The 24,618-nt window shown below is 46.1% G+C and carries 25 protein-coding genes and 1 tRNA gene; 12 read left to right on the forward strand and 14 right to left on the reverse strand.

Features of this window, described 5'->3' with window-relative positions:
• Positions 1-37 precede the first annotated feature (37 nt).
• Positions 38-114 (reverse strand) — tRNA-Arg (locus tag OCU74_RS10085).
• A gap of 218 nt (positions 115-332) precedes the next feature.
• On the opposite strand from OCU74_RS10085, the gene folD reads away from it, so the two are divergent.
• Positions 333-1,193 carry a bifunctional methylenetetrahydrofolate dehydrogenase/methenyltetrahydrofolate cyclohydrolase FolD gene (gene folD, locus OCU74_RS10090; RefSeq protein ID WP_087479604.1) on the forward strand — a complete coding sequence of 287 codons (861 nt, stop codon included), beginning with the start codon at positions 333-335 and terminating at the stop codon, positions 1,191-1,193.
• A 56-nt stretch (positions 1,194-1,249) separates the two neighbouring features.
• Here folD and OCU74_RS10095 read toward each other — a convergent pair whose 3' ends face one another.
• Together OCU74_RS10095 and OCU74_RS10100 are read right to left on the reverse strand one after the other, a co-directional pair.
• Positions 1,250-2,224 carry a lytic murein transglycosylase gene (locus OCU74_RS10095; protein WP_087479605.1) on the reverse strand — a complete coding sequence of 325 codons (975 nt, stop codon included), beginning with the start codon at positions 2,222-2,224 and terminating at the stop codon, positions 1,250-1,252.
• 32 nt (positions 2,225-2,256) lie between these two features.
• Positions 2,257-2,541: a YcgL domain-containing protein gene (locus OCU74_RS10100; protein WP_087480106.1), complete on the reverse strand. Its 285-nt coding sequence runs from the start codon at positions 2,539-2,541 to the stop codon at positions 2,257-2,259.
• A 202-nt stretch (positions 2,542-2,743) separates the two neighbouring features.
• Here OCU74_RS10100 and minC point away from each other — a divergent pair, with 202 nt between their 5' ends.
• The 3 genes from minC to minE all read left to right on the forward strand — a co-directional run bounded on the left by minC (position 2,744) and on the right by minE (position 4,796).
• On the forward strand, positions 2,744-3,406 hold the full coding sequence (gene minC / locus OCU74_RS10105) for a septum site-determining protein MinC (protein WP_087479606.1): 663 nt from the start codon (positions 2,744-2,746) through the stop codon (positions 3,404-3,406).
• Between the two features lie 307 nt (positions 3,407-3,713).
• On the forward strand, positions 3,714-4,526 hold the full coding sequence (minD, locus tag OCU74_RS10110) for a septum site-determining protein MinD (protein ID WP_087479607.1): 813 nt from the start codon (positions 3,714-3,716) through the stop codon (positions 4,524-4,526).
• Between the two features lie 6 nt (positions 4,527-4,532).
• Positions 4,533-4,796: a cell division topological specificity factor MinE gene (gene minE / locus OCU74_RS10115; protein ID WP_087479608.1), complete on the forward strand. Its 264-nt coding sequence runs from the start codon at positions 4,533-4,535 to the stop codon at positions 4,794-4,796.
• Between the two features lie 59 nt (positions 4,797-4,855).
• Here the strand turns inward: minE and rnd are convergent, their stop codons facing one another.
• From rnd to OCU74_RS10155, 8 genes are all read right to left on the reverse strand, one after another.
• Complete coding sequence (gene rnd, locus OCU74_RS10120; RefSeq protein WP_200807656.1) at positions 4,856-5,980, reverse strand: ribonuclease D; 1,125 nt, start codon at positions 5,978-5,980, stop codon at positions 4,856-4,858.
• 82 nt (positions 5,981-6,062) lie between these two features.
• Positions 6,063-7,754 carry a long-chain-fatty-acid--CoA ligase FadD gene (gene fadD, locus OCU74_RS10125; protein WP_087479609.1) on the reverse strand — a complete coding sequence of 564 codons (1,692 nt, stop codon included), beginning with the start codon at positions 7,752-7,754 and terminating at the stop codon, positions 6,063-6,065.
• 97 nt (positions 7,755-7,851) lie between these two features.
• Positions 7,852-8,727 (reverse strand): alpha/beta fold hydrolase, encoded by an 876-nt coding sequence (locus OCU74_RS10130; RefSeq protein WP_390623652.1) that lies wholly within the window; start codon positions 8,725-8,727, stop codon positions 7,852-7,854.
• 9 nt (positions 8,728-8,736) lie between these two features.
• Positions 8,737-9,309, reverse strand: a complete 573-nt coding sequence (locus OCU74_RS10135) for a Slp family lipoprotein (RefSeq protein ID WP_234993528.1) — start codon at positions 9,307-9,309, stop codon at positions 8,737-8,739.
• An 18-nt stretch (positions 9,310-9,327) separates the two neighbouring features.
• A complete protein-coding gene (locus OCU74_RS10140) occupies positions 9,328-9,636 on the reverse strand; it encodes a chromosome partitioning protein ParA (RefSeq protein WP_087479611.1) in 309 nt (102 codons plus the stop codon).
• 60 nt (positions 9,637-9,696) lie between these two features.
• Positions 9,697-10,398, reverse strand: a complete 702-nt coding sequence (tsaB, locus tag OCU74_RS10145) for a tRNA (adenosine(37)-N6)-threonylcarbamoyltransferase complex dimerization subunit type 1 TsaB (RefSeq protein ID WP_087479612.1) — start codon at positions 10,396-10,398, stop codon at positions 9,697-9,699.
• Positions 10,399-12,351: an ATP-dependent DNA helicase gene (locus OCU74_RS10150; protein ID WP_087479613.1), complete on the reverse strand. Its 1,953-nt coding sequence runs from the start codon at positions 12,349-12,351 to the stop codon at positions 10,399-10,401. It lies immediately after the preceding gene.
• A gap of 165 nt (positions 12,352-12,516) precedes the next feature.
• Positions 12,517-12,720, reverse strand: a complete 204-nt coding sequence (locus tag OCU74_RS10155; protein WP_087479614.1) for a hypothetical protein — start codon at positions 12,718-12,720, stop codon at positions 12,517-12,519.
• Between the two features lie 210 nt (positions 12,721-12,930).
• Between OCU74_RS10155 and purU the strand changes: the two genes are divergently transcribed.
• From purU to ansA, 3 genes are all read left to right on the forward strand, one after another.
• Positions 12,931-13,764, forward strand: a complete 834-nt coding sequence (purU, locus tag OCU74_RS10160; protein ID WP_087479615.1) for a formyltetrahydrofolate deformylase — start codon at positions 12,931-12,933, stop codon at positions 13,762-13,764.
• A 308-nt stretch (positions 13,765-14,072) separates the two neighbouring features.
• Complete coding sequence (gene sppA, locus OCU74_RS10165; RefSeq protein WP_087479616.1) at positions 14,073-15,941, forward strand: signal peptide peptidase SppA; 1,869 nt, start codon at positions 14,073-14,075, stop codon at positions 15,939-15,941.
• Positions 15,942-16,042: 101 nt separating this feature from the next.
• Entirely contained in the window at positions 16,043-17,056 is a 1,014-nt protein-coding gene (gene ansA / locus OCU74_RS10170) for an asparaginase (RefSeq protein ID WP_087479617.1), read from the forward strand.
• A 68-nt stretch (positions 17,057-17,124) separates the two neighbouring features.
• Here ansA and OCU74_RS10175 read toward each other — a convergent pair whose 3' ends face one another.
• Positions 17,125-17,418 carry a YeaC family protein gene (locus tag OCU74_RS10175; protein WP_087479618.1) on the reverse strand — a complete coding sequence of 98 codons (294 nt, stop codon included), beginning with the start codon at positions 17,416-17,418 and terminating at the stop codon, positions 17,125-17,127.
• A 109-nt stretch (positions 17,419-17,527) separates the two neighbouring features.
• Between OCU74_RS10175 and OCU74_RS10180 the strand changes: the two genes are divergently transcribed.
• A complete protein-coding gene (locus OCU74_RS10180) occupies positions 17,528-18,352 on the forward strand; it encodes a DUF2989 domain-containing protein (RefSeq protein ID WP_087480109.1) in 825 nt (274 codons plus the stop codon).
• A 36-nt stretch (positions 18,353-18,388) separates the two neighbouring features.
• Here OCU74_RS10180 and msrB read toward each other — a convergent pair whose 3' ends face one another.
• Positions 18,389-18,793 carry a peptide-methionine (R)-S-oxide reductase MsrB gene (gene msrB, locus OCU74_RS10185; RefSeq protein WP_234993529.1) on the reverse strand — a complete coding sequence of 135 codons (405 nt, stop codon included), beginning with the start codon at positions 18,791-18,793 and terminating at the stop codon, positions 18,389-18,391.
• Between the two features lie 340 nt (positions 18,794-19,133).
• On the opposite strand from msrB, the gene gapA reads away from it, so the two are divergent.
• The 4 genes from gapA (at position 19,134) to OCU74_RS10205 (ending at position 22,537) form a co-directional block, all read left to right on the forward strand.
• Entirely contained in the window at positions 19,134-20,129 is a 996-nt protein-coding gene (gene gapA, locus OCU74_RS10190; protein ID WP_087479620.1) for a glyceraldehyde-3-phosphate dehydrogenase, read from the forward strand.
• 109 nt (positions 20,130-20,238) lie between these two features.
• Complete coding sequence (locus tag OCU74_RS10195; protein WP_087479621.1) at positions 20,239-21,126, forward strand: D-hexose-6-phosphate mutarotase; 888 nt, start codon at positions 20,239-20,241, stop codon at positions 21,124-21,126.
• Positions 21,127-21,236: 110 nt separating this feature from the next.
• Positions 21,237-22,055 (forward strand): 23S rRNA (guanine(745)-N(1))-methyltransferase, encoded by an 819-nt coding sequence (gene rlmA / locus OCU74_RS10200; RefSeq protein WP_087479622.1) that lies wholly within the window; start codon positions 21,237-21,239, stop codon positions 22,053-22,055.
• 119 nt (positions 22,056-22,174) lie between these two features.
• Complete coding sequence (locus OCU74_RS10205; protein ID WP_087479623.1) at positions 22,175-22,537, forward strand: hypothetical protein; 363 nt, start codon at positions 22,175-22,177, stop codon at positions 22,535-22,537.
• 99 nt (positions 22,538-22,636) lie between these two features.
• Here OCU74_RS10205 and OCU74_RS10210 read toward each other — a convergent pair whose 3' ends face one another.
• Positions 22,637-24,229 (reverse strand): bacteriohemerythrin, encoded by a 1,593-nt coding sequence (locus OCU74_RS10210; protein ID WP_087479624.1) that lies wholly within the window; start codon positions 24,227-24,229, stop codon positions 22,637-22,639.
• Positions 24,230-24,618 lie beyond the last annotated feature (389 nt).

Raw genomic sequence — 24,618 nt, forward strand, 5'->3', positions numbered from 1 at the left:
AAAAAGCCCCGGCATTTTGCCGGGGCTTAAAGAATAATGGCGCGCCCTACAGGATTCGAACCTGTGACCACATGCTTAGAAGGCACGTGCTCTATCCAACTGAGCTAAGGGCGCGCTACGGGGTGGAATTATACGAGTTCACATGAGTAAATCAACGGATTTATCTAATCTGATGATTCAAATGCCTAAAAAATTACCAGCTTGAGAAAAACCTCTGAAAAAATACCCAGGGCAAACGTTTGCTTATAGATGTTCTTTTAAATATCTGCGACAATGCGCGCAAAAATTTTTCTACTTTTTTTGTTTCGCTACTCTTTGTGTGAAGGTAAGCCATGACTGCTCAAAATATTGATGGAACCCTAATTTCTAAAACCGTCCGTGCGGAAGTCTCTGCACGGGTGAAAGCCCGTATAGATGCCGGACTTCGGGCACCGGGGCTTGCTGTGGTTCTCGTCGGAGAAGATCCGGCCTCCCACGTGTATGTCGGGAGCAAACGTCGGGCCTGTGAAGAAGTCGGCTTTGTTTCAAAATCGTTCGACCTGCCTGCCAACACAACACAACAGGCCTTGCTTGAGCTGGTGGATCAACTTAATGCTGACCCGGCAATCGATGGTATTCTGGTACAACTTCCTCTTCCTGCCGGACTTGATGCAACTCAGGTTCTGGAGCGAATTCTGCCAGATAAGGATGTCGACGGTTTCCATCCTTATAACGTCGGGCGTCTGGCTCAGCGGATCCCAACACTTCGCTCATGCACACCTAAAGGCATCATGACTCTGCTGGAACGGTATAACATCGACCCACGTGGTAAACATGCGGTCATCGTTGGTGCGTCAAATATCGTCGGTCGCCCGATGACACTGGAACTGTTACTGGCCGGATGTACGACAACGACATGCCACCGTTTCACCAAAGATTTAGAACAATATGTCCGTCAGGCAGAAATTCTGGTCGTAGCCGTAGGAAAGCCGCATTTCATTCCCGGAGAGTGGATCAAAGAAGGTGCCGTCGTGATCGATGTCGGTATTAACCGCATGGATAACGGCAAGCTGGTCGGCGACGTCGAATATGATGTTGCTAAAGCGAAAGCCAGCCATATCACGCCGGTTCCGGGAGGTGTTGGCCCAATGACAGTCGCAACACTGATTGAAAATACCATGCTGGCTTGCGAGCAGTTCCACACCGAATCATAATCATACTGAAAAGGCTCCGTAAACGGAGCCTTTTTACATCACAGTATGTTACCCGGCTAATTCATAATAATCCGGTCGGCAAGATGACTGACCGCTAATGCAAAGTAGTACGAACGGTTCCACTTCATCAAAACGTTATAGTTGTTATATACCAGATACACCCGGCCCTGTTCATCATCCGGAGCGATCAGCCAGGCCTGAATATCCTGCTTTAGTTTCGGTAGCGGGCTACGATCATAGCGTGTCACACCCAGTTCACTCCACTGATGCAACATTTTCCCCTGCTCTTTACCCCGCCCGACCAGATTCATATCGAATCCTCGTGGCAGGTGAACCTGACGGCCCCAGATCATATGTTCATTCCAGCCGGACTGACTCAGATAATTGGCTGTTGAGGCAAAAACATCCGCGTTCGTCCCCCAGATATCTTTTCTGCCATCCCCGTTACCGTCTGCGGCAAAGGAAAGAAAGGAACTTGGCATAAACTGACATTGTCCCATTGCTCCGGCCCATGAGCCTTTCATAGCTTGTGGTGAGATATGCCGCTGGTCGAGAATTTTCAGGGCAGCCATCGTCTCGTTACGGAAAAAGCGTTCACGCCGTCCATCGAAAGCTAACGTTGCAAGCGCATCGATCACGTTATATCTGCCAGTCAGTGAACCAAAATTGCTCTCAACACCCCACAGTGCAACAATGTAACGGGGTTGCACACCATACTGTGCACCAATCCGGGAGAGTTCGGCATAGTGCTCCCGGTATAGTTTTTTTGCCTTGGCAACTTTCCAGTCCGGAACAGCTCGCGGAATATACTCATCCAGTGTGAGTTTCTTTTCCGGTTGGTTTTTATCTGCCACAATTGCTCTGGGCCGGTATGTGACATGCTCAAAGGCAGCATCGATCGTATTCTGACTAATACCTTCCTGCCGGGCCTGTTGTTTAAGCCCATCCACATACTGCTCAAAACTCACAGTGTTTGCATAGAGGGGACAACTCAAAATGAATCCCAATCCGACTGACCATAATTTTTTCATTTTCTCTCCTCTCATCCTGATCAAAGCATAGGCTACTGTTGTTCCTGCCAGGCCGCTTTCCTTGCTTTATAGCTTTCTAATAAATTTTCTGGCGGTGGAGGTAATTGTAAGAAAAATCCGTCGTCTTTGAGGGATGTTTTCACTTTCTCAATATCGACATTCGCCAGTGTCTTACCTTCCAGATTCATTATCATTACCAGAACCGGTCGCCCGAACATCTGGAGCAGAGCTTCCGGAACTTTTGAGAAATCATCTTTTTTCTCAATGTATAAATATGCGCCTTCTTTCTTAGCGCTTTTATATATAGAACAAAGCATTACAGTGCCTTTTGTGTGTTTCTTGACCATTTTATTAAGACTTACGGTCTCAATACATAAAGTTAACCTGATTTTGGGGTTAAAACAGTCAATTAAAAGTAAGATATCTTGCTGAGTTTGAGCTGTGACTATAACATGACAGCCCTACTTTCAGGCAATGCCCTTTCTAAAGTGTTTTATGAGTTGAGGATCAAGTTTACCCATGTCAACCACACCTGATCTTAAAGGTAGTAGTTTTACACTCTCTGTGTTACATCTTGCAGACAGTGAAATTTCAAAGTCCGTCGAATTTTTGAAAGAAAAAGTGGCCCAAGCGCCTGCATTCTTCACATCTGCCCCCGTTGTGCTCAATATTGCTCAGGTTGAAGGTGATCTGGACTTCCATCAACTGAAACATGGTATTCATGAAGCCGGGATGGTTCCGGTCGGAATTACCGGCGCTAAGGATAAACGTACACAGAATCTGGCATCAGAAGCCGGCTTCGCCATACTGACAGCCAGTAAGTCACCCAATCAGGCACCTGCTGCAATTACACCAACTAAAACAGTCAGAACTCCAATTCGTTCCGGTCAGCAGGTTTACGCCAAAGATTCTGATTTAATCATCCTCAATCATGTCAGCGCAGGTGCTGAAGTGATTGCCGATGGTTCAATCCATATCTACGGCAGCCTACGCGGCAGAGCGATTGCCGGGGCCAGCGGACAGCAGGAAGCTAAAATCATCTGTCACGATTTACAGGCTGAGTTGATTTCTATCGCCGGTAATTATTGGGTCAGTGATCAAATTTCGAGTGAATATTGGCAGAAAAAAGTCATGCTCAGCTATCATGACGACACGCTCCATATTGAGCAGCTTACTATTTAAATTACAGGGCGTGTTGACCTTTCGTGATGTTTTTTGCAGCAATTTGTCGTGCATTTAGCCAAGGCAGGTCATGGGAAGTGTAGCGATCTACATGAACTATGACCTAACGCCGGATAAATGGGCGACAAATGCTGCCCAAAGGGTTCATCTGAACGAGTCTTGCTCTTTGTTGCGGGCTATTTGCTTAGGATACTAAGCGGCAGACCCCGCGCCGTGATCAATACTCGTTCAGATTGAACAAAATTCAACCACGAAAGGTCTACACGCCCTAGTTAAAGGAAACATAAGTCAAGTTTAAGGGAAACAAATGGCACGCATTATTGTTGTTACATCAGGTAAAGGCGGTGTTGGAAAAACAACATCGAGTGCAGCAATTGCCTCCGGGTTGGCACTCAAAGGTATGAAGACCGCTGTAATCGATTTCGATATTGGTCTACGGAATCTGGATTTAATCATGGGTTGTGAGCGCCGGGTTGTCTACGATTTTGTCAATGTGATTCAGGGGGAAGCCACTCTGAATCAGGCATTAATCAAAGATAAACGCTCCGAGAATCTGTTCATCCTGCCAGCTTCTCAAACCAGAGACAAAGATGCACTTACACATGATGGTGTCAAACGTGTTCTTGATGAACTGGATGAAATGGGCTTTGATTTTATTATCTGTGACTCTCCTGCCGGTATCGAACAAGGTGCATTGATGGCGCTGTATTTTGCCGATGAAGCAATTATTACCACCAATCCGGAAGTTTCTTCTGTCCGGGATTCCGACCGCATTCTCGGTATTCTGGATTCAAAATCGCGTCGGGCAGAACAGGGACTGGAGCCAATCAAGCAACATCTGTTACTCACCCGCTACAATCCGGCCCGGGTGAATCAGGGAGAAATGCTGAGTGTTCAGGATGTCGAAGAGATTCTGCATATTCAACTGCTGGGTGTCATTCCTGAAAGTCAGGCGGTACTCAATGCCTCCAATAAAGGGGTTCCGGTTATTTTTGACGAACAATCGGATGCCGGACAAGCCTACAATGATGCAGTGGAACGTCTGACCGGCAGCAGTCTGGAATTCCGTTTTCTGACCGAGCAGAAAAAAGGCATTTTTCAACGATTATTCGGAGGTTAAGCACTCATGTCATTACTGGAGTTTTTCCGCCCCAAGAAACAAACCTCCGCCAGTCTGGCTAAAGAACGCCTGCAGATTATCGTTGCCGAACGTCGCAGCCAAAGCGATCCGTCACCTGATTATCTGCCACAATTAAAAGAAGATATTCTGAAGGTTATCGCCAAATATGTTGCCATTGACCCGGACATGGTCGAGCTCTCTTTTGAGCATAAAGATGATGATCTGGCAGTATTGGAACTGAATGTGAAGTTACCGGAAGAAGAGAAATAGCCTTAACTTCCTCAGTCATAAGGCCGGGATATTAGCCCAGCCTTATGACTGTCATTCGCTTAAAGTACCGGGATCATTTCATATAAAGCGTCGCCCAAGATCTCCTTCCGCCATCCCTGCATCAGATCCGGTAAATTCTGCGGGTCACACTGAAACTTCCACACCCAGCTGATTAATTGGTTCAACTGTTTGCGGGAAGCCAGAAACTCCGGAGATAAATTCAGTTTCTCAGACTGAGCATTAACCTGCCCTTTCAACTGCTTGAACAATTGCTTGTATCCGGGGTAATCAGAGATCGGAACAATCCGGGGCGGATAATCAGATTCAGCAACCGCCATACCTTCCTTCACCAGTTGGCCTATCTTTGCTCCATGTCGTTTTACCGCTCTTGGATCAATCCCTTCAGCTTCCATACGTTTAAAATTAACCAGTCCCAAACGGGCAATCGTCAGCAAGTCCTGTTCTTTAATCACGAAATTCAGGGCCAGATTGCGCTTCAATGCTTCTTCATAGCGCCAGTTTGCCAGTGGTTTGAGTATTGCCAGTTGTCTGGGAGTCAGTTGCCATGCACCTTTGATATCCAGATATGCATCCACCGGCTGATAGCTCCGGGTTCGCTTCTCAACCTGCAACCGGGATTCTTCCAGTGCCGCTTCCCACCAGTCTTTCTCCTGAGCTTTCTCACAAAGTTGCTGATAAACCGGCATCAGATAAAAAACGTCTGCCGCAGCATAATCCAGCTGCTTCTGACTCAGTGGTCTTGCTGTCCAGTCGGTCCGGGACTCGCTCTTATCCAGCTCAATATCCATAAAATCGGCCACCAGAGCCGCAAATCCGGTCGACAAACCGTATCCCATGAAAGCAGCCAGAATTTGAGTATCCACAAACGGTGCCGGCGCACAACCAAACTCATGGTGGAACACTTCCAGATCTTCTCCGGCGGCATGGAGTACTTTCAATACCTGAGGAGCTTGCAACAAATTGACGAAAGATGTCATATCTTTAATCGTCATCGGATCAATCAAAGAAACCGACTCTCCGTCATACAGCTGAATTAATCCTAATTGGGCGTGAAATGTCCGGATACGGACAAACTCAGTGTCCAGCATCACCACCGGGCACTCTAATGCTTTCCAGCAAACTTCTTCAAGCTCGTCTGAGCTGGTAATGATTTGATAATTCAAAAATAACTCACTTCTATCATTTATGTTCAGGCAAATAAAAAATGCCGACACATGGCCGGCATTTGGATATACAGCGGAGATTCTATGCCCGCTCCATACTCAACATTGCCTGACTCTCATCTTTCAGTGCACGTCGCAGAATCTTACCGACGTTGGTTTTCGGCAGCTCTTCCCGGAATTCTATCAGTTTTGGAATCTTATATCCGGTCAGATATTGACGACAGTGGGAAATGATTTCTTCCTGTGTCAATGAAATGTCTCTTCTGACCACGAACAGTTTCACGACTTCCCCACTAACATCATGCGGCTGACCCACTGCTGCCGCCTCCAGAACTTTATCATGCATGGAGACTACATCTTCAATTTCATTCGGATAAACATTAAAACCGGAGACCAGAATCATGTCTTTTTTCCGGTCTACAATATATAGCATACCTTGCTCATCCATCCGAACAATATCACCGGTGGATAACCAACCGTCCTCAGTGAGTACTTCTCTGGTTGCATCCTCGCGCTGCCAGTAGCCTTTCATCACCTGAGGACCGCGCACCTGTAATTCTCCGACCTGATCGAACGGGAGAACCTGACCATCTTCATCTACGATCCGAACTTCTGTTGAGGGAACCGGCAGACCGATCGCACCACTATAATCACTAAGATCATAAGGATTTCCCGCAACCAATGGTGAGCACTCAGTCAAACCATAGCCTTCTAGCAGATGCAAACCCGTAACTTTTTTCCACTCATCGGCAACAGCTCGTTGTACGGCGGTTCCGCCTCCGACGGACAGATGTAAACGGGAAAAATCCATCTGCCGGAACGATTCATTATGAACCAAAGCATTGAACAGCGTATTCACACCGGTAATTGCAGTAACCGGATAACGTTGCAGCTCTTTAACGAATCCCGGAATATCTCTTGGATTGGTAATCAGCAGATTTTGCCCGCCCATTTCAATAAACAGCAGGCAATTCACGCTCAGCGCGAAAACATGATACAAAGGCAGAGCAGTAACAACCAGCTCCCGACCATCCGTCAGCACTGAGCCGTAAGCTGCCTTGGCCTGTAACACATTTGCAACCATGTTCCGGTGACTGAGTATTGCACCTTTAGCCACACCGGTTGTCCCGCCGGTATATTGTAAAAAAGCAATATCATCCCCTTCGATAGCCGGTTTCACATATTGCATGTGACGACCACGTTTCAAAGCCTGTCGCATTGAAATTGCGTCCGGCAGGTGATAATGCGGTACCAGCTTTTTCACATACTTAACCACAAAATCAACCACTGTCCCTTTGGCCCGAGGCAACATCTGCCCCAGACTGGTCAGGATAACGTGTTTAACCGGCGTCCGCTGAACGACTTTCTGCAATGTTCCGGCAAAGTTCGATACGATGACAATTGTCGTTGCCCCCGCATCATTGAGCTGATGTTCCAACTCCCGGGGCGTGTAAAGCGGGTTTACATTGACGGCAATCAGCCCAGCCCGTAAAACTCCGAACAACGCAACCGGATATTGCAGTAAATTAGGCATCATCAGGGCAACCCGATCACCTTTTTTGAGTTGTAGCTCGTTTTGCAAATACGCAGCAAAGGCCCGGCTCCGTTCTTCCAGTTTCCGGAAGGTCATTACGGCGCCCATATTTACAAAAGCAGGCTGGTCGGCATACCGACTGACCGACTGTTCAAACATTTCGATCAGCGATGTATATACATCAGGACTAATAGTTTCAGGCACGTCACTTGGATAACGTGCGAGCCATGGATGCTCCACAGGGATACTCCTCGTGCTGGCAGGTCAGTGACCCTGCCTTATTATATATGTTAATGCTTTGTTAATTTTTTAGAACTTTTAAAGTATAGACTCTAATTTAAGAAAATGTAGTTTCATCAATTTTCATTATAAATTGTGATAATAGCTCACCTACCTGCTCAGGATGCTCCAAGTGGCAGTGATGCCCGCCAGCCACTTGCTGAATGTCGGTCTGCCCCGGTAACACCGCCCGGGAATATGTTTTCAAGGATGAGTAGCCATGACTGCCTAAAACCACCTGAAACGGGCATTGAATCGCTGCCAATACCGCTTCGGCATGGGCTTCGGACATCCGGTACAATGACTGAGATGATAATTTCGGATCCGCCCGCCACATCCACTGTCCATCCTGCAACCCGATTCCTCGCTCCACAATCGGAGCAACGAGTGCTTCCGGAAGCTCCGAATGCACTGCCCGGACTTGTAGCGCAGTGTCATAACTGTCATATCCCCGACGAGGCTTTCGTCGGATACGGACACGACTATTCACGCCATTGCGTAACCGCAACACACTATTCTCTGCGGATTCAGCCAGCGGTCCGATGCTTTCAATCAGAAAGAGTCCATCGACAAATTCAGGAAAGGCGGCACTATAACAACTTGCAATCAATCCACCAAGTGAATGACCGACTAAAATCTTTTTTTTCGCTGACAAGGTCACTAAAAATTGGTGAACATCATCGATATAGTCATGAAATGAATAGAAATTGTCAGAATTCTTATGTCCGGATAAACCATGACCCGGCAAGTCAACTGCACATAAATGAATATTCGGGGATATCTGATGAGCCATCGAAGTCATCACTGAAGTAAAACTGGCGGCATTATCCAGCCAGCCATGCAGAAGAACGACCGAGCATGCGGCAGAACGCCGATTGCCGGTTTCAATGACTGCAACGTCCCGGCCTGAAACGTGGTAACAATGTTGTTCCAACATGACGGATTATTTAACCTCAGGTATTACCTGACCCGTTTTCGAGCCAAAACTATCCCGGCAACGCCAGTGATCACAATCACGCAGAAATGAACCCGGTTCATGAATGACAACACGTTCCGTCACTCGCCATAAATGATAAGCAGATGCTGACAATGCCGGAAAATCGGCCTTAAATTCTCCCACCTGACTTTTTTCAGGTGCAAGAGGGCTGCCAAGCACCGTCATTAAACGTCCTTGCGCATAAGTCACCGGATCGAGGAATCCGTTAATATAAACAATAAAACGCCCTTGCGGTTCCTGACGGATATCCGGTTTACCATCGGAGCCAATCGGTAAGTTAACCATTTCCAACCGGGTTCGATCCGACAGGTTTGTGACGGTTGCAATCACACCACCCAGCCGGACATGCTGTCCACTGGCTCCGTCCAGGGCTGAAAAGGTCTGATAATCTTTGATCACTGAGTTTTCATCAGTGACGGACAACTCAGCAGGAAGTGAGGAACATGCACTGATTCCAAAACATAACACTGCAATTCCCAACAGTTTTCCGATACAGCCACCTAAATGATACCGAGTCACTTTGATCTATACCTCATCCTAAATATAAATATCGACACCCAGCATCTGAGCAAGTTCCTCTCGCCGGGCCTGATTCATCACTCCGAAATACTCTTCCAGTGCTTTACGGGCCCGACCTTCAGGCAAATCGTATTGGAGGTTTTCCTGAAAACGCTCCGCATCTTTTACCGAACGCATCGAATGAGCCACAGCATTGGCAACCGGAGTCGGTTCATAGGTGCCGGATGACGCTTCCGACTGAGCATTCTGTCGCTTCGCTTTCGAGGTTTTGGATGATTTACCGGTTCCCGGTATCCGCGAAGGCGGTAATCCCTGAATAGAAACCATAACGTTCCTCACCTATATCATCTCAGTCGTGACCCACATTACTGCCGGTCCGGACTTCAGTTACGCACGTCCAGGAATTTTCTTCCAGGCAACCTGATCACGTAAATAAACCGGGCTTGCTTCTTCCGCCGGAACAGTCAGCCCTTTATCCAAAGCAATTTTCGCTAAAAATACGATATCTTCAGCATCCGGATAAAGAACCTCACCAGCCTGCACCGATAACGGCAACTGAGCCAGTTCATCAGCATAAGCAGCCCACCCGGTGCCGGCACACCGCCACACTGCTGTATCTGTCTGAATCTGTTGTGCCAGCACCTCAGGAGGGATAACACATTCTTCATCAACAGCCAGCCAGCTACCGTCATCCTGGCGAACAAAACGTCCCCAGTAAACTTCACTCATCCGGGCATCAATTGCGGTGACAACCCGGCTGTCACCATACAAACGGAAACTTCCCTGAGCCATTGCTTCCAGCGTCGAAACAGGTATTGTCGGCAACTCTGCGCCGAATGCCAGCCCCTGCGCAATACCAATACAGATGCGCACGCCTGTAAAGCTTCCCGGACCACGGCCAAATGCCAGTGCATCTAAGTCAGAAAGCTGCAGATTTGCTTCTTTCAGAACATCATCAACCATCGGCAGAATTTTCTTTGCATGATCCCGTGGCGCGACTTCACGCCGGACAAAACACTGGTTATCAACCATCAAAGCAACAGAACAGTTTTCTGTTGATGTATCAATTGCAAGAATTCTTGTACTCATTTAAATCTCTGTACTCACTTCATCATTTGAGTGCGGCGACTCCGATAAATCCCGGAGAAATGCCTTTATCTGTTCTAAATCACGAGTTCGCGGGATTGGTGGTAAGCTTGCAAGAAACACGCCGCCATAATCCCGGGTCACCAACCGATTATCGCAAATGATCAGAACTCCTTTGTCATCGGCATCACGAATCAGACGACCAACCCCTTGTTTTAAGGTAATCACCGCTTCCGGCAGCTGAACCTGCTGAAAAGGTTCTCCCCCTTGCAGACGACAGTCTTCAATTCTGGCTTTCAGCAATGGGTCGTCCGGTGCGGTAAATGGTAATTTGTCGATAATAACACAGCTCAGCGCATCCCCTCTAACATCAATCCCTTCCCAGAAAGCACCGGTAGCCACCAGTAACGCATTGCCAAGAGACATAAACTCCGACAGTGTTTTCTGTTTACTGGTTTCCCCCTGCATTAACACCGGCAGATCCAGACACTGCCGGAATCGTTCTCCCAAATCCCGCATCATCTGATGAGATGTACACAAGAAAAAACAGCGCCCCTGATTCTGCTGAATCACGGGTGCAAGCATTGTCACCAGTTTTTCAGCCATCCCCGAAGAATTTGGTTCAGGCAGATACCTCGGGACACAAAGACGTGCCTGCGTCTCATAATGAAAAGGACTGGGAAGAGAAAACTGCTGTTCCGGGGTAAGTCCCAAACGATGGCTGAAATGGCTGAAATCATCGTTTACAGCTAAGGTTGCAGACGTAAAAATCCATGTGCCCGGCTTGAGTTTAAGCTGCTCCTGGAACTTATCAGCGACCGAAAGAGGAGTAATGTGTAAACCAAAGTGACGCGGAGTCGTATCAAACCAGTAGGAATAACCGGGGATTGACACATCACAGACACGTTTCAACCGTGCCTGAATCGTGCTTGTTCTTTCAAATGCCGTGTCAAGCAACTGACTTCGTCCCAATGCAAGCTTCAGCACTTCTAAGGCAAATTCGAGACTTTCCGTCAAGCGTTCGACGGCCTGACTAATTTTTGACTGATGAATCGCTTCCCGCCAGTTTCCCCGATAACCGGGTTCACCCAAAGCAATTCGCAACTCCATAGCTGTCTGACCCAGTTTGTCACTGATTTTCTGCAACTGGCGCATATCTTTGGCTTCGGTGCGATACCCGATCTCAATATCTTTTGCCAGTTCCTGTATCTGACGACTGGTCAGTGACTGGCCGAAATACTGACTGGCAATATCCGGCAACTGATGCGCTTCATCAAAGATAAATACTTCCGCTTCAGGAATCAGTTCACCGAACCCGGTTTCCTTAATCGCCAGATCAGCCAGAAACAGGTGGTGGTTTACCACCACCACATCGGCATCCATCGCTCTTTTCCGGGCTTTCGAGACAAAACATTCCTGGTAGTCCGGACACTCTTTCCCCAGACAGTTATCATTCGTTGAAGTCACTGACGGGATAATCGGGCTATCTTCCGGCAAAGCATCACATTCACCCAGATCCCCGGTTTTCGTCTCAGAAGCCCAGCGGCGTAACTGTACCAGTTGTGAGAAATTCTGTGAGTCTGCTGTGTTTTCATGGCTCTCAGTCATCTGCCGGTTCAGGCGCTCCAGACACAGGTAATTCGCCCGGCCTTTGAGAAGTGCAATCTGACCATAAAATTCAATCGCTTTGACGATCAAAGGCAGGTCACGATGGAAAAGCTGTTCCTGCAGATTCTTCGACCCCGTACTAATCACCACCTTCCTGCCACTCATCAAAGCAGGCACCAGATAAGCAAATGTTTTACCTGTACCCGTTCCGGCTTCAACCACCAGCTGAGCCTGATGACTGATCGCCGATTCGATGGCTTTGGCCATATCGAGCTGAGCCTGACGTGGCTGAAATCCGGGAATGGCTTTTCCCAGAGCTCCGTGAGCTGAAAAAGTCTGTTCGATCATCGTATAGAGGATAAAAAATATAATGCGTGATTATGTCAGGTTTGACGGGGCAGCGCGAACCTTTCTCTGTCTTCGCGCTGCGAAAAGATGATTGATATACCCAAATGACCTCAAGATACAGTCTTAGCAGGAATCTCTGGGTTCAGAGGTTACTTGGGTATTGGATTATTTCCGGTTCAGATAACGCTGCAACCAGGAAGCGGCTTCCAGCACATTGGTCGGCTGGTCCAGCATCACTCTGGCAGCCTCAGCAGGAGAAGCTTTACTTTCCCACATCACATTGAGGACAGTTTCATCTATCTCATGATCTCCCATTAACTCGTGGACACGCTCAACATATAATTTACGGGCCAGCAATTCCTTATCCATAACAACCACCTTAAATGAAAAAATTACACACATCTATTGCATTGAAGGAAGACCAACTTTGTAAGCCGAGGAGAATTACTTTTTTTGTTATTTTGTTGAAAGTCTCTTGAGAATAGATTAATTATAGCCGCTGTATTGTGGAACTCATCACCGTTTTGAGCCCCCGGAAATAGTTTTTAATTCGAAAAAAATCATCGGAAGTCATCATTGATGGAAAAGAAAACCCTCCTCACACATTGCACAGATAAACCGGGTCTAATCGCCAAGATTACCAATATCTGCTACAAGCATCAGCTAAACATCATTCATAACAATGAGTATGTCGACAATACCAGCGGTCACTTTTTTATGCGTACCGAACTGGAAGGTTATTTTAACGATACCACTCTGAGCGCAGATCTGGATCAGGCTCTGCCAGAGGGAGCGAAATACAAGCTGATCGGGTCTTCACGCAAGAAAATCGTTATTCTGGTGACCAAGGAAGCACACTGTCTTGGTGACATTCTGATGAAAAGCTATGACGGGAGCCTGGATGTAGAGATTGCTGCAGTAATCGGCAACTACGATAAGTTACAGATACTGACTGAACGGTTTGATATTCCTTATCACTGTGTTTCTCATGATGGACTGAACCGTCAGGAACACGAGCAGCAGATTCTCGAAGTCGTCGAACAGTACCAGCCGGATTATATCGTTCTGGCCAAATATATGCGTGTTCTGACGCCAACATTTGTCGAGAAATATCACCACCGTATCATCAACATTCACCACAGTTTCCTGCCAGCATTTATCGGTGCAAAGCCCTATCAGCAGGCTTATGAGCGTGGTGTCAAAATCATTGGTGCAACCGCCCACTTCGTGACCAATGATCTCGATGAAGGTCCAATCATCAAGCAGGACGTTATTCCTGTCGATCACACTTTCAGTGCTCAGGATATGGCTCAGGCCGGACGGGATGTCGAAAAAAATGTGCTGAGTAAAGCGCTGGCGAATGTTCTGAATGACAATGTTTTTGTCTACGGAAATAAAACCGTTCTACTGTAATCACACCCCGAAACACACCAGCGAGTCACCATTCGCTGGTGTCTTATCTCACAGCAAACAACGCTCATTCAGAGCTTATAATTTCCTGACACCAATCCCGTATATTACTGCAACAAAACGGTTATGACAGAATAGTTGTTCCCTTCGGGGTTATCACGTAGGATCATACAAACTCAAATGACCTCTGGATGTCGTTTCAGTGAGATTCCAGTGAAAATTATCCTGAGGTTACCGGAGATAAACCATACACAGTGTACCTTCCGTTTGCTTACGAATGGTGCCTAATCAGCAACGATGTTAAAGCGATTATGAAAACAATACTAAAAGCCATCGGTATGATCTTTCGGTTCATCTGGAAAGCGATCACCCTGACCCGTCTTCTTATCACCAACCTGTTATTTCTGTTTGTTCTGGCAATTATTTACATGTTGTATACCCAATCAACACCGGAGGTTCCGGAGCTCCAGATTCATCAGTCGCCGGCGTTGGTCCTGAATTTGTCCGGTCCGATCCGTGAACAGTCAACTTATGCACAATCCGTCGACTCAATTGCAGGTTCACTCTTCGGTGATTCAATTCCAAAAGAGAATGTTCTGTTTGACATCGTCGATACCATCCGTCATGCCAAAGAAGATGAGCACATTTCCGGTCTGGTGCTTTCATTAGGAAACATGTCTGAAACCAACCTGACCAAATTACGCTATATCGCCAAAGCAATTAATGAATTTAAAGCCAGTGGAAAACCGGTGTTTGCCGTGGGTGATATCTACACTCAAAGTCAGTACTACTTGGCCAGCTATGCAGACAAAATTTTCATGGCACCTGATGGACTGGTGATGCTGAAAGGCTACAGCGCCTACGCGTTATACTATAAAACACTATTGGAAAAACTGGATGTCAACACCCATATTTTCCGGGTCGGCACTTACAAGTCAGCGGTTGAACCATTCATGCGCAATGATATGTCAGATGCAGCGAAAACATCGAACAAGCGCTGGCTCCAACAGCTTTGGAATGCTTATCTGACCGATGTCGCTGCAAACAGAAATATCAGTCCGGACAAACTCCGTTTTTCTATGAATGAGTTTCTGGCTCAGTTAAACAGCGTTCATGGCGACATTGCAAAACTGGTTCTGAACCTTGGTCTTGTGGATGAGCTGGCATCACGGCCTCAAATCCGTGCTGAACTGGCTAAAACTTTTGGCAGCGATGGCGAAGACAGTTATCAGTCCATCAGCTACTATGATTACCTTGATTCTATCGACTCACAGTCCGTACCAAACCGAACGTCAGGCAATGAAGTTGCTGTTATTGTCGCTTCCGGGACAATTATGGATGGCAACCAGCCCCGAGGGGAAGCGATAGGTTCGGAAAACATCAGTACACTGCTGAGAGAAGCCCGCAATGATCCACATGTAAAAGCAGTCGTATTACGAGTCGACAGCCCGGGAGGCAGTGCCTCAGCATCGGAAATTATCCGCAGTGAAATCGACGCACTCAAAGCTTCCGGTAAACCTGTCGTCGTATCTATGTCCAGCCTCGCAGCATCCGGAGGTTACTGGCTCTCAACCAGCGCGGACCAGATTATTGCCCAGCCCACGACTCTGACAGGTTCTATTGGTATTTTCAGTGTCCTGACAACCTTTGAGCACAGCCTTGATCGGATAGGAATTTCAACTGATGGTGTCGGTACAACACCGTTCTCCGGACAAGGTGTTACCACAGGCCTGTCTGTCGGAACCAAACAAGCATTACAACTCACAATAGAACATGGATATCAACGGTTTATTTCTCTGGTTGCACAGCACAGAAATCTGTCTCTGCCGGACGTAGATAAAATCGCTCAGGGACATGTGTGGACAGGTCAGGACGCGTTGAAGTTTGGTCTGGTCGATAAAATCGGTGATTTTGATGATGCGGTTCATCTGGCAGCAAAATTAGCTGATCTGGATGAATATGACATTAACTGGCTGGAAGAACCGGTCTCTACAATGCAGAAATTACTGATTGACCTGTTTTCGGAAGCTCGCGTATCTCTGGGACTGGATGTCACCTCACTCATTCCGGAAAGTCTGCGCTCAACGACCCGGAAAATTATGGGAGATACCGAAATACTCAACCAGTTTAATGATCCAAAAGGTCAATATGCGTTCTGCCTGAACTGTCAGGTCGAATAAAGCATTAAACGTGATCCAGGGCGACAGTGTCGCCCTTTTTATTGTGCATGATTTCGCTATAATCGCACTCCCTGATCCTGATATAAGAGTAACTTCAAGCAATGGCAAGAAAACATATCTATATTGCCTATACGGGCGGTACCATTGGTATGCAGAAATCATCACACGGCTATGTCCCGGTTGCTGGCTTTATGGAAAAGCAGCTCGCCAGTATGCCCGAGTTTCATCGTCCGGAAATGCCTGAATATACAATTCATGAGTATGATCCTCTCATTGATTCATCCGACATGACACCCAAAGACTGGCAGCTTATCGCCGATGATATCCGGAAAAACTACGATAAATATGATGGTTTCGTCATTCTTCACGGCACGGATACGATGGCTTATACTGCCTCGGCTTTGTCATTCATGCTGGAGAATCTGGGGAAACCCGTGATTGTGACCGGTTCCCAGATTCCGTTGGCAGAATTACGCTCTGACGGTCAGGCAAACCTGCTTAATGCATTGCATATTGCCGCAAACTACCCAATCAACGAAGTCACTCTGTTTTTTAACAACCAGTTGATGCGGGGAAATCGTAGCACCAAATCTCATGCTGATGGCTTCAATGCTTTCACTTCACCAAATCTGCCTCCCCTGCTGGAAGCCGGTATCAATATTTCCGTAAGCAGCCATGTAGTAGTGAACCAACAGCCGGCAGGTGCATTCCAGGTCAGTGATATCACGCCACAACCGATTGGGGTGATCACCATGTATCCCGGGATTTCCCATGAAGTGATTCGCAATACGTTACTGCAACCGGTTAACGCCATGATTCTTCTGACTTTCGGGGTAGGAAATGCTCCGCAAAACCCTGAGCTGCTCGCCCAGCTAAAAGCAGCGTCTGAACGTGGTGTAATTGTGGTAAACCTGACGCAGTGTCTTGCCGGAAAAGTCAATATGGGCGGCTATGCGACCGGAAGTGCACTGGCTGAAGCCGGAGTCATCAGTGGTTATGACATGACACCGGAAGCTGCACTGGCAAAACTTCACTATCTTCTGAGCAAAGGACTCGACTACGAAACCGTAAAGTCAGAAATGCAAAAAGTTCTGCGGGGAGAAATGACCCTGTAAGGGCTCTCTTGCAAAACAGATTATGTTGTATTCCCGGTATGTTCCGGGAATACATTTTCGCCGGAACCTCAGTCAGCCTGATTTGGATTAACCCGGAAAATCTCTTCTTCTTTCTGTTCTTTCTGAAACTGTTTTTTCAGCTCAGATTTCGATTTGAAACAGATTTCTCCTCCCGCTGCAACTGTCATATGTTCAGGTTCTGAATTATGCTTAGACTGGTACAACATCACAGCCTGAATACATGAGTCTCGCTGTTGCTGAGAAAGTGTCGTACCTTCAGGCCACTTACCGGTTTCTACCGCATAAAGTAAACGCTGGTAGGCCTCAGGTGTAATCGCATCGATCAGTTGTTGAGTATCCATCGTGTATCCCGGATAGTTGGTTGTAAGAAACAGCTCAACATAATGAAGTGTCAGCCGCTAACGTCAAGAGATGTGGAATAAATAATTGTATATGATCACAGGCTATATCATGCAGCAACAAATTAAGTACGCCAGTCTTGCTATCACCGTATTCCTGCTGAGCGGGTGTCTGGAGAATACCAGAAATACGGATAAACTCTGCCAGGATAACCCGGAGCTCCGGTGTGAAGAACTGAATATCAATGACGGCCAATGCCGGGTCGCCAGAACCAACCTGATCTGGCACCGTCTGAAAGTGAATAAAAACCCGACTGATGTCAATAAAATCACAGAATACGAACTGACCCAGAAATACAAACAGTGTCTGGAAGTTGCGGCCCAAATCCAGCCGATCGATCAAGCAGAATTAAAACAAAGGCGTTTTAATGCATTGCTGAGCTCCGGTAAAAACATGGAACGCCTTGAAAAAGAACTTATGAAATACAATACACCGTCTTCGCTCTATTTCCTGTGGAGCCAGACGGGAGACACTCAGGCTCGTCGGAAATTTTTACAACTGGAAGGCAAGCCAGAGATGGAAAGTGCCGATCTTCAATATGCTCTCGCGACTTTCTATATCGACAGAGACAAAGAAAAAACAATCAAACTTCTCAATCATGCACTGGAACTATCCGACCCGGAAAAATTAAACACTAGTATTTTTGAGTCATTAGCCAGTCTGAATCAACTGCGCCATCGTCAGGAAGCTTCTTACATTTGGGCAATCGTCGGTAAACATTTCGGTGTATCGGTCGCATCTCCAGAGAGTATGCGCCTCATGTACGGATTCAGTGAAGAAAAGTTCGACATGTTGGATGATATTGCAGATATGATTATTGATGCAGTAGAAGACAAGGAATATCATCCATCTATGATGCCTGAGTTTAAAAAATGAACATTCTGTACAAATAATACAAAAGCGGTGGAAAAATCACCGCTCTTGTGTATTTTTGTTGAAAATTAACGACACTGAATTTACGCAATAACGTTCACCGGTCGTCCGGGGACCATCATTAAAAACATGTCCAAGGTGGCTGTCACAGGCTGCACAACGAATTTCAATCCGGCTCATACCATGACTATCATCCTGTAAATATCGGATTGATTCCGCGCTGAGCGGGGCATCAAAACTTGGCCAGCCACATCCGGAATCATATTTATGATCCGATGAAAATAGCGGGGTATGGCAGCATGTACACAGATAAATTCCGGTCTCTTTATTATGAAGCAATGTTCCCGAAAACGGTAATTCTGTCCCCTGTTGGCGGCAAACCCGAAACTGTTCATCCGTAAGCTGTTGACGCCATTGAATTTCTGACTTTTTAACCTTATTCATAACCTCACTGCTCATGTTTGGTGGCTTTCTCCTGTTTACTTATTTTTATCATGTTTTTTTCATGAAAAACTTGCACATTTGTTGTGTTGTAGCACATACTTCAACACCTTAACATCATTCGTTGAGACTTTTTAGAATACCATGGAGGCTTCGGTATTCTAAATCAACTGGTAGCTGGCAGATACCAGATTGTGGAATAAGTGTAACCGATATAAAGAAAGTTTCACTTTTTTGATTTTAAACAATTAAAGTAGGATTATCGGTTGCAGAGAAGAGTTGGTTTCTGTAATTTTACTACCAGTTATCTTTAATCAAGAAATTAAGTTGTGGAGCAACTACAATGACTATCAAAGTAGGTATTAACGGTTTTGGCCGTATCGGCCGTTTTGTTTTCCGTGCAGCACAAGAACGCAACGACATCGAAGTTGTTGGTATCAATGACCTGATCGATGTTGAATACATGGCATACATGTTGAAATATGACTCAACTCACGGTCGTTTCAACGGTACTGTTGAAGTAAAAGACGGTAACCTGATCGTTAACGGTACAACTGTACGTGTAACAGCAGAACGTAACCCAGCAGATCTGAAATGGGACGCAATTGGTGTTGACGTGGTTGCAGAAGCAACTGGCCTGTTCCTGACTGACGAAACTGCACGTAAGCACATTGAAGCTGGTGCGAAAAAAGTTGTAATGACTGGTCCTTCTAAAGATGCAACTCCAATGTTCGTTAACGGTGTAAACTTCGACGCTTATGCTGGTCAGGACATCGTTTCTAACGCTTCTTGTACAACTAACTGTCTGGCGCCTATCGCTAAAGTTCTGAATGACAACTTCGGTATCGAGTCTGGTCTGATGACTACAGTTCACGCAACAACTGCGACTCAGAAAACTGTTGACGGTCCTTCTGCTAAAGACTGGCGTGGTGGTCGTGGTGCTTCTCAGAACATCATCCCATCTTCAACTGGTGCAGCTAAAGCTGTAGGTGTTGTACTTCCAGCAGTAAACGGCAAACTAACTGGTATGGCTTTCCGTGTACCAACAGCTAACGTTTCTGTTGTTGACCTGACTGTTAACCTGGAAAAAGCAGCATCTTACGAAGCTATCTGTGCAGCAATGAAAGCAGCTTCTGAAGGCGAACTGAAAGGCGTTCTGGGCTACACTGAAGATGCAGTTGTATCTCAAGACTTCATCGGTGAAACTTGCACATCTGTATTCGATGCAGCTGCTGGTATCGCTCTGACTGACAAATTCGTGAAAGTTGTATCTTGGTACGACAACGAAATCGGTTATTCAAACAAAGTTCTGGACCTGATTGCTCACATCTCTAAGTAATGTAGCTTCAGTCTGAACTGATTTGAAAGGCGGCTCTGAGCCGCCTTTTATATTTTCAGGTATTTAGTTTTTCAGTCTCCGGATAAAACAAGAATGCGAGGATGAAAAGATGGATTTACATACATTACCTACCCTGACTAATCTTTCTAACTGCGTGACGATCGTAGAAAAAGACAACACGAAAATTGTGCGTGTCATACACGATAAGGCAACTGCCGGCATTTCTTTACACGGCGGACATGTCATTTCCTTTCAACCCACCGGAAAAGCAGACTTAATATGGATGAGCGAGGCTGCTATTTTTGATGGAAAAACTGCATTACGTGGCGGAATTCCCGTATGCTGGCCCTGGTTTGCCCGGATTGGTTCACCTTCTCATGGTTTTGCCCGGACTCAACAATGGACACTCGTTGAACATCGGGAGAGTGAAGAAGGTGTCGTCGTCACACTGGGACTCACAGCCAATGATGAAACACTGGCAATTTGGCCATATCAATTCAGCCTGCTTCTTCATGTTGCTATTAGTGAAACACTTCAGGTAACTCTGGAAATAACAAACAGAGATGAAAAACCCTGGACTTTTTCTGGCGCACTGCATACATATCTGCAAGTCGGAGATATCCGGCAAACAACGACAACTGGTATGGGCCGGGAATATATTGACAATTTGCAAGACAATATCATCTGTCAGGGTGATGAAGTATTGCAGCTCACCGATACGATTGATCGTGTCTACACGACACCAGAGCCTCTAATCCGGCTGCATGACCCGGTCCTGAAACGGGATATTCTGGTTGAAAATGACGGACATAACTCGACAGTCTTATGGAACCCTTGGTTACAGGGAGCACAATCCATGGCCGATATGACCGACGACGGTTATCAGACAATGCTTTGTATTGAGTCGACAGTACATTCACCCTGTATTTCAGCGGGTATCACACTCCAGCCCGGAGAACAACATCAACTGAAAACCACACTCACTGTCTCAGATTAACCAGTCGGTTGCGGGCAACGTATCTTCAAGCGAGAATCACTGGATATAAACTTTTTATTTCCGGCAGAACCCGATACACTGCCCGCCTCCGAATCGATACGAGGCTGGTTATGTCCTATCAATGTCCATTGTGTGACACTCCATTACAGAAAGAATCCGGTAGTTTTCGCTGTACTAATCACCATCAGTTTGATATTGCCAAAGAAGGGTATGTCAACCTGATGCCCGTCCAGCATAAGCGCTCCAAAGATCCCGGAGATAATAAAGAAATGATGCAAGCCAGACGTCATTTTCTGGAACAGGGTTACTATGCTGCTATGCGGAATAGAGTTGCTCAGATCTGTACACAATTTATAGCACAACCTGCATCTCTCCTATTGGATATCGGCTGTGGCGAAGGTTACTACACCACCCATGTTGCCGAAACGCTGCACACTAACGCTCCTGATCTGCATGTCTACGGACTGGATGTTTCTAAACCGGCAATTCGTTATGCGGCCAAACGATATCCCAATTGCCGGTTTTGTATTGCTTCCAGCCATCGTCTGCCGTTTGCTAAACAGAGTGTTGATGCCATTCTGCGTATTTATGCTCCATGTAAAGCAGAAGAGCTACAACGTTGTCTGAAAACAGACGGAATACTGGTCACGGTGACTCCGGCGGCTCGCCATCTTTATCAGTTGAAAGAACTGATTTATCAGGAAGTCCGTCTGCATGATGAACAAGCAGAATCGATTGAGGGTTTTGTACCGGTGCATGAAGAACAACTCCACTACCCAATGCAAATGAATGGAACGGATGCCTGTAATCTACTACAAATGACACCTTTTGCCTGGCGGGCCAGCGATACTGTAAAAACAACATTACAACAGCAGGATCAATTCCACTGCGAAGCAGACTTTCTCTTGCGGGTTTACCGGAGAATATAAATACCGGGAGAGTTTTCGGGCACACTTTTTGCTGTTCTATCAATGAAAAATTGAGAAAAAATTCTCAAGTTTTTTCTTTAACCTCCGTTAACATAAAAGGAGATGGGCAGGAGAATGTTATGGACCCAGTAAAAGCAGGATCTACAACTTTGTATTCACCTCAGTCGGTTAAAGCAAAACAAGCGACACCGGCGACTCAGAGTGCCCAGAATAAAGCGAATGAACTCACGAAAGTCGAGCAGAATAAAGTAACATTATCTGCCGAAGGGAAAGCTTTACTTGCCGCACTTCAGGAGATAGACAAAGAAAACAAGGCTGCTGAAGGAAAAAGTGTCGGCGATAAAGTAGAGTCATTTACTTATGGTGCCTTGGGAATGGAACATCCTGAAAAATTGAAAGAGGAAGACGACAGTTCATACTCTGCGGGGCAATATCTTTCCGCAGCGGCAACAATTGGCAGTATTCTTTTGGCAATTGCCTAATTAATACCTATTTATGTTTTCCTATCCCTTCAGATCATCATCTGAAGGGATATTTTTTCACGACGATTTTCTTTCCGCCAGTCTGACGATACTATCCACTCACTGAATACCATGTTCATGGAAACATGCAACATACTGTTTATCTTCTTTTTGGATATGTAGTGTTAACCAATCCTGCAGGAATGACATCAGCTCTTTACCGATATCTTCTCCATTTTCGACCCGCTTCTGGAAACCAAGTACCTGCTCAACTAACCGGTGATGCGCACCAACGTGTTCATGTTCATTCACATAATGGAATTGATCAAATAATGTTTCCTCATACTGGAAATGGTTTGCCGTATAGTCGATCAGTCCCTGTACAACCCGCTTAATCGAAGCCAGTCCATAACCATTATTCAGCAAATGGTTCAGCTCATTGATCAGATGGACTAATGTCTGATGCTGACGGTTGATTTCTTTGATATTCAAATCGAGTGACGGTCCCCACTCGATCAATTTATTCCTTTGCTTATCTTCTTCTTCAAGCTGACGGCGGTCAGTCGCAAAACGATGTAATAACGAATTAATCTCACCAGATATATTCTGTACCGTAACACTTGCCAGCAATGTTTCCTGCGTTGCCCTGACATTTTCCTTTGCCACCACAGAAATTTCTGACAGACAGTGTTCTAAATCAACCGTCGCATTGACTTGCTCATCAAGGGAGGACGTAATCTGATTGCTCTGCTCTTTGATATCAGCAATCTTATCCAGTAACTGGGAAAAAGACTGACTGGTCTGCCCGACAATCCCCATCGATTCCTGCATACATTCGCTGTTTTTCTGCATCGCCAGAACCACAGTATTGATACTACCGCGCAATGCTTCAATCCGATCATGAATATCATTCGTAGCTGTCTGTGTCCGGGTTGCCAGTGTCCGGACTTCATCGGCAACCACCGCAAATCCCCGTCCTTGTTCTCCGGCCCGGGCAGCCTCTATCGCTGCATTCAGAGCCAGTAGATTTGTTTGCTCTGCAATATCATTAATCGTTCCGAGCACCTGCCCGATACTGACACTTTCCGCTTCGAGAGAAGTGATATGCTGGTGTGACATCTCAATCTGTTCACTCGCCGTATGTAAAGCTTTTTCCAGCAGTTCCATACCTCTGCAACCATCATCGGCCTGATTTTTGGCCTCATTAGCATATCCCGATGATGTCTCCGTAAAGTGCGCAACCTGCCGGGTTGTTTCAACAAGATGCCCGACAATCTGGGCTGCCTGTTCAACATCATTCCTTTGCTGTAACGCACCGGTTTTAGAAACTTCCGAATCTCTTTTTACGGATTCGGCGACATTCAGTAAAGCCGCAGAAGTGGATCCCAATGCACCAACAGTTCTTGAAACATCTTCACCAATTCGGTTAAAAGAACGATAAAGAGGATGACTTCCCTCACGATCAGTCCGGATTCTGGTTCTCAAATCACCTTCAGACAGTTCAATTGCAGCTTCCTGTGTCACAACTAGCAAACGGTGAAATGACTTCAGGGTAAAAAATACGATCGTACCAAACAAAGCTTGTGCACAACTCCACCACCAAAGCTGTTGTGAAATAAAGTAAGACAAGAAAGGGAGCTGAAGAATAAAAAGTACCAGATTCCATTGCTGCGGGCTTAGCTGACTCAATTGCTTTATATTGTTATAATTCATAAAAAACTCTCAGGGGTAATACTCAATCGTTATATTTATCCCCAAGTGACTGTACGATACGGCGCCAGAAGGCCATCTGAAGACATTCTGAACCCAGTACCTCGAGACTGCTTGGGCATGCTTCATACAATTACTTAACAAAATCATAGGAAATGATTGATAACTTTCCAGAAAATGTAACAAAAATAAAGCAAAAGCATTCGAAAATTTGATCAAGTAACAAGAACACAAAAAAATACTATCTGAGTTTCCCCTCATGGCATGCAAAGTAAATGCATAATAACGCTTCAATATTAAAGAAGAAGTGTCTTTGCCCGGCGCCAAATTAATTAAAAACAACAGATAAGCCTCTCGATCTTACCCATCATTATCCTTGGTAGACACACAAA

The sequence above is a fragment of the Vibrio mangrovi genome, assembly GCF_024346955.1.
In the GTDB taxonomy this organism is placed as follows: Bacteria; Pseudomonadota; Gammaproteobacteria; order Enterobacterales; family Vibrionaceae; genus Vibrio; species Vibrio mangrovi.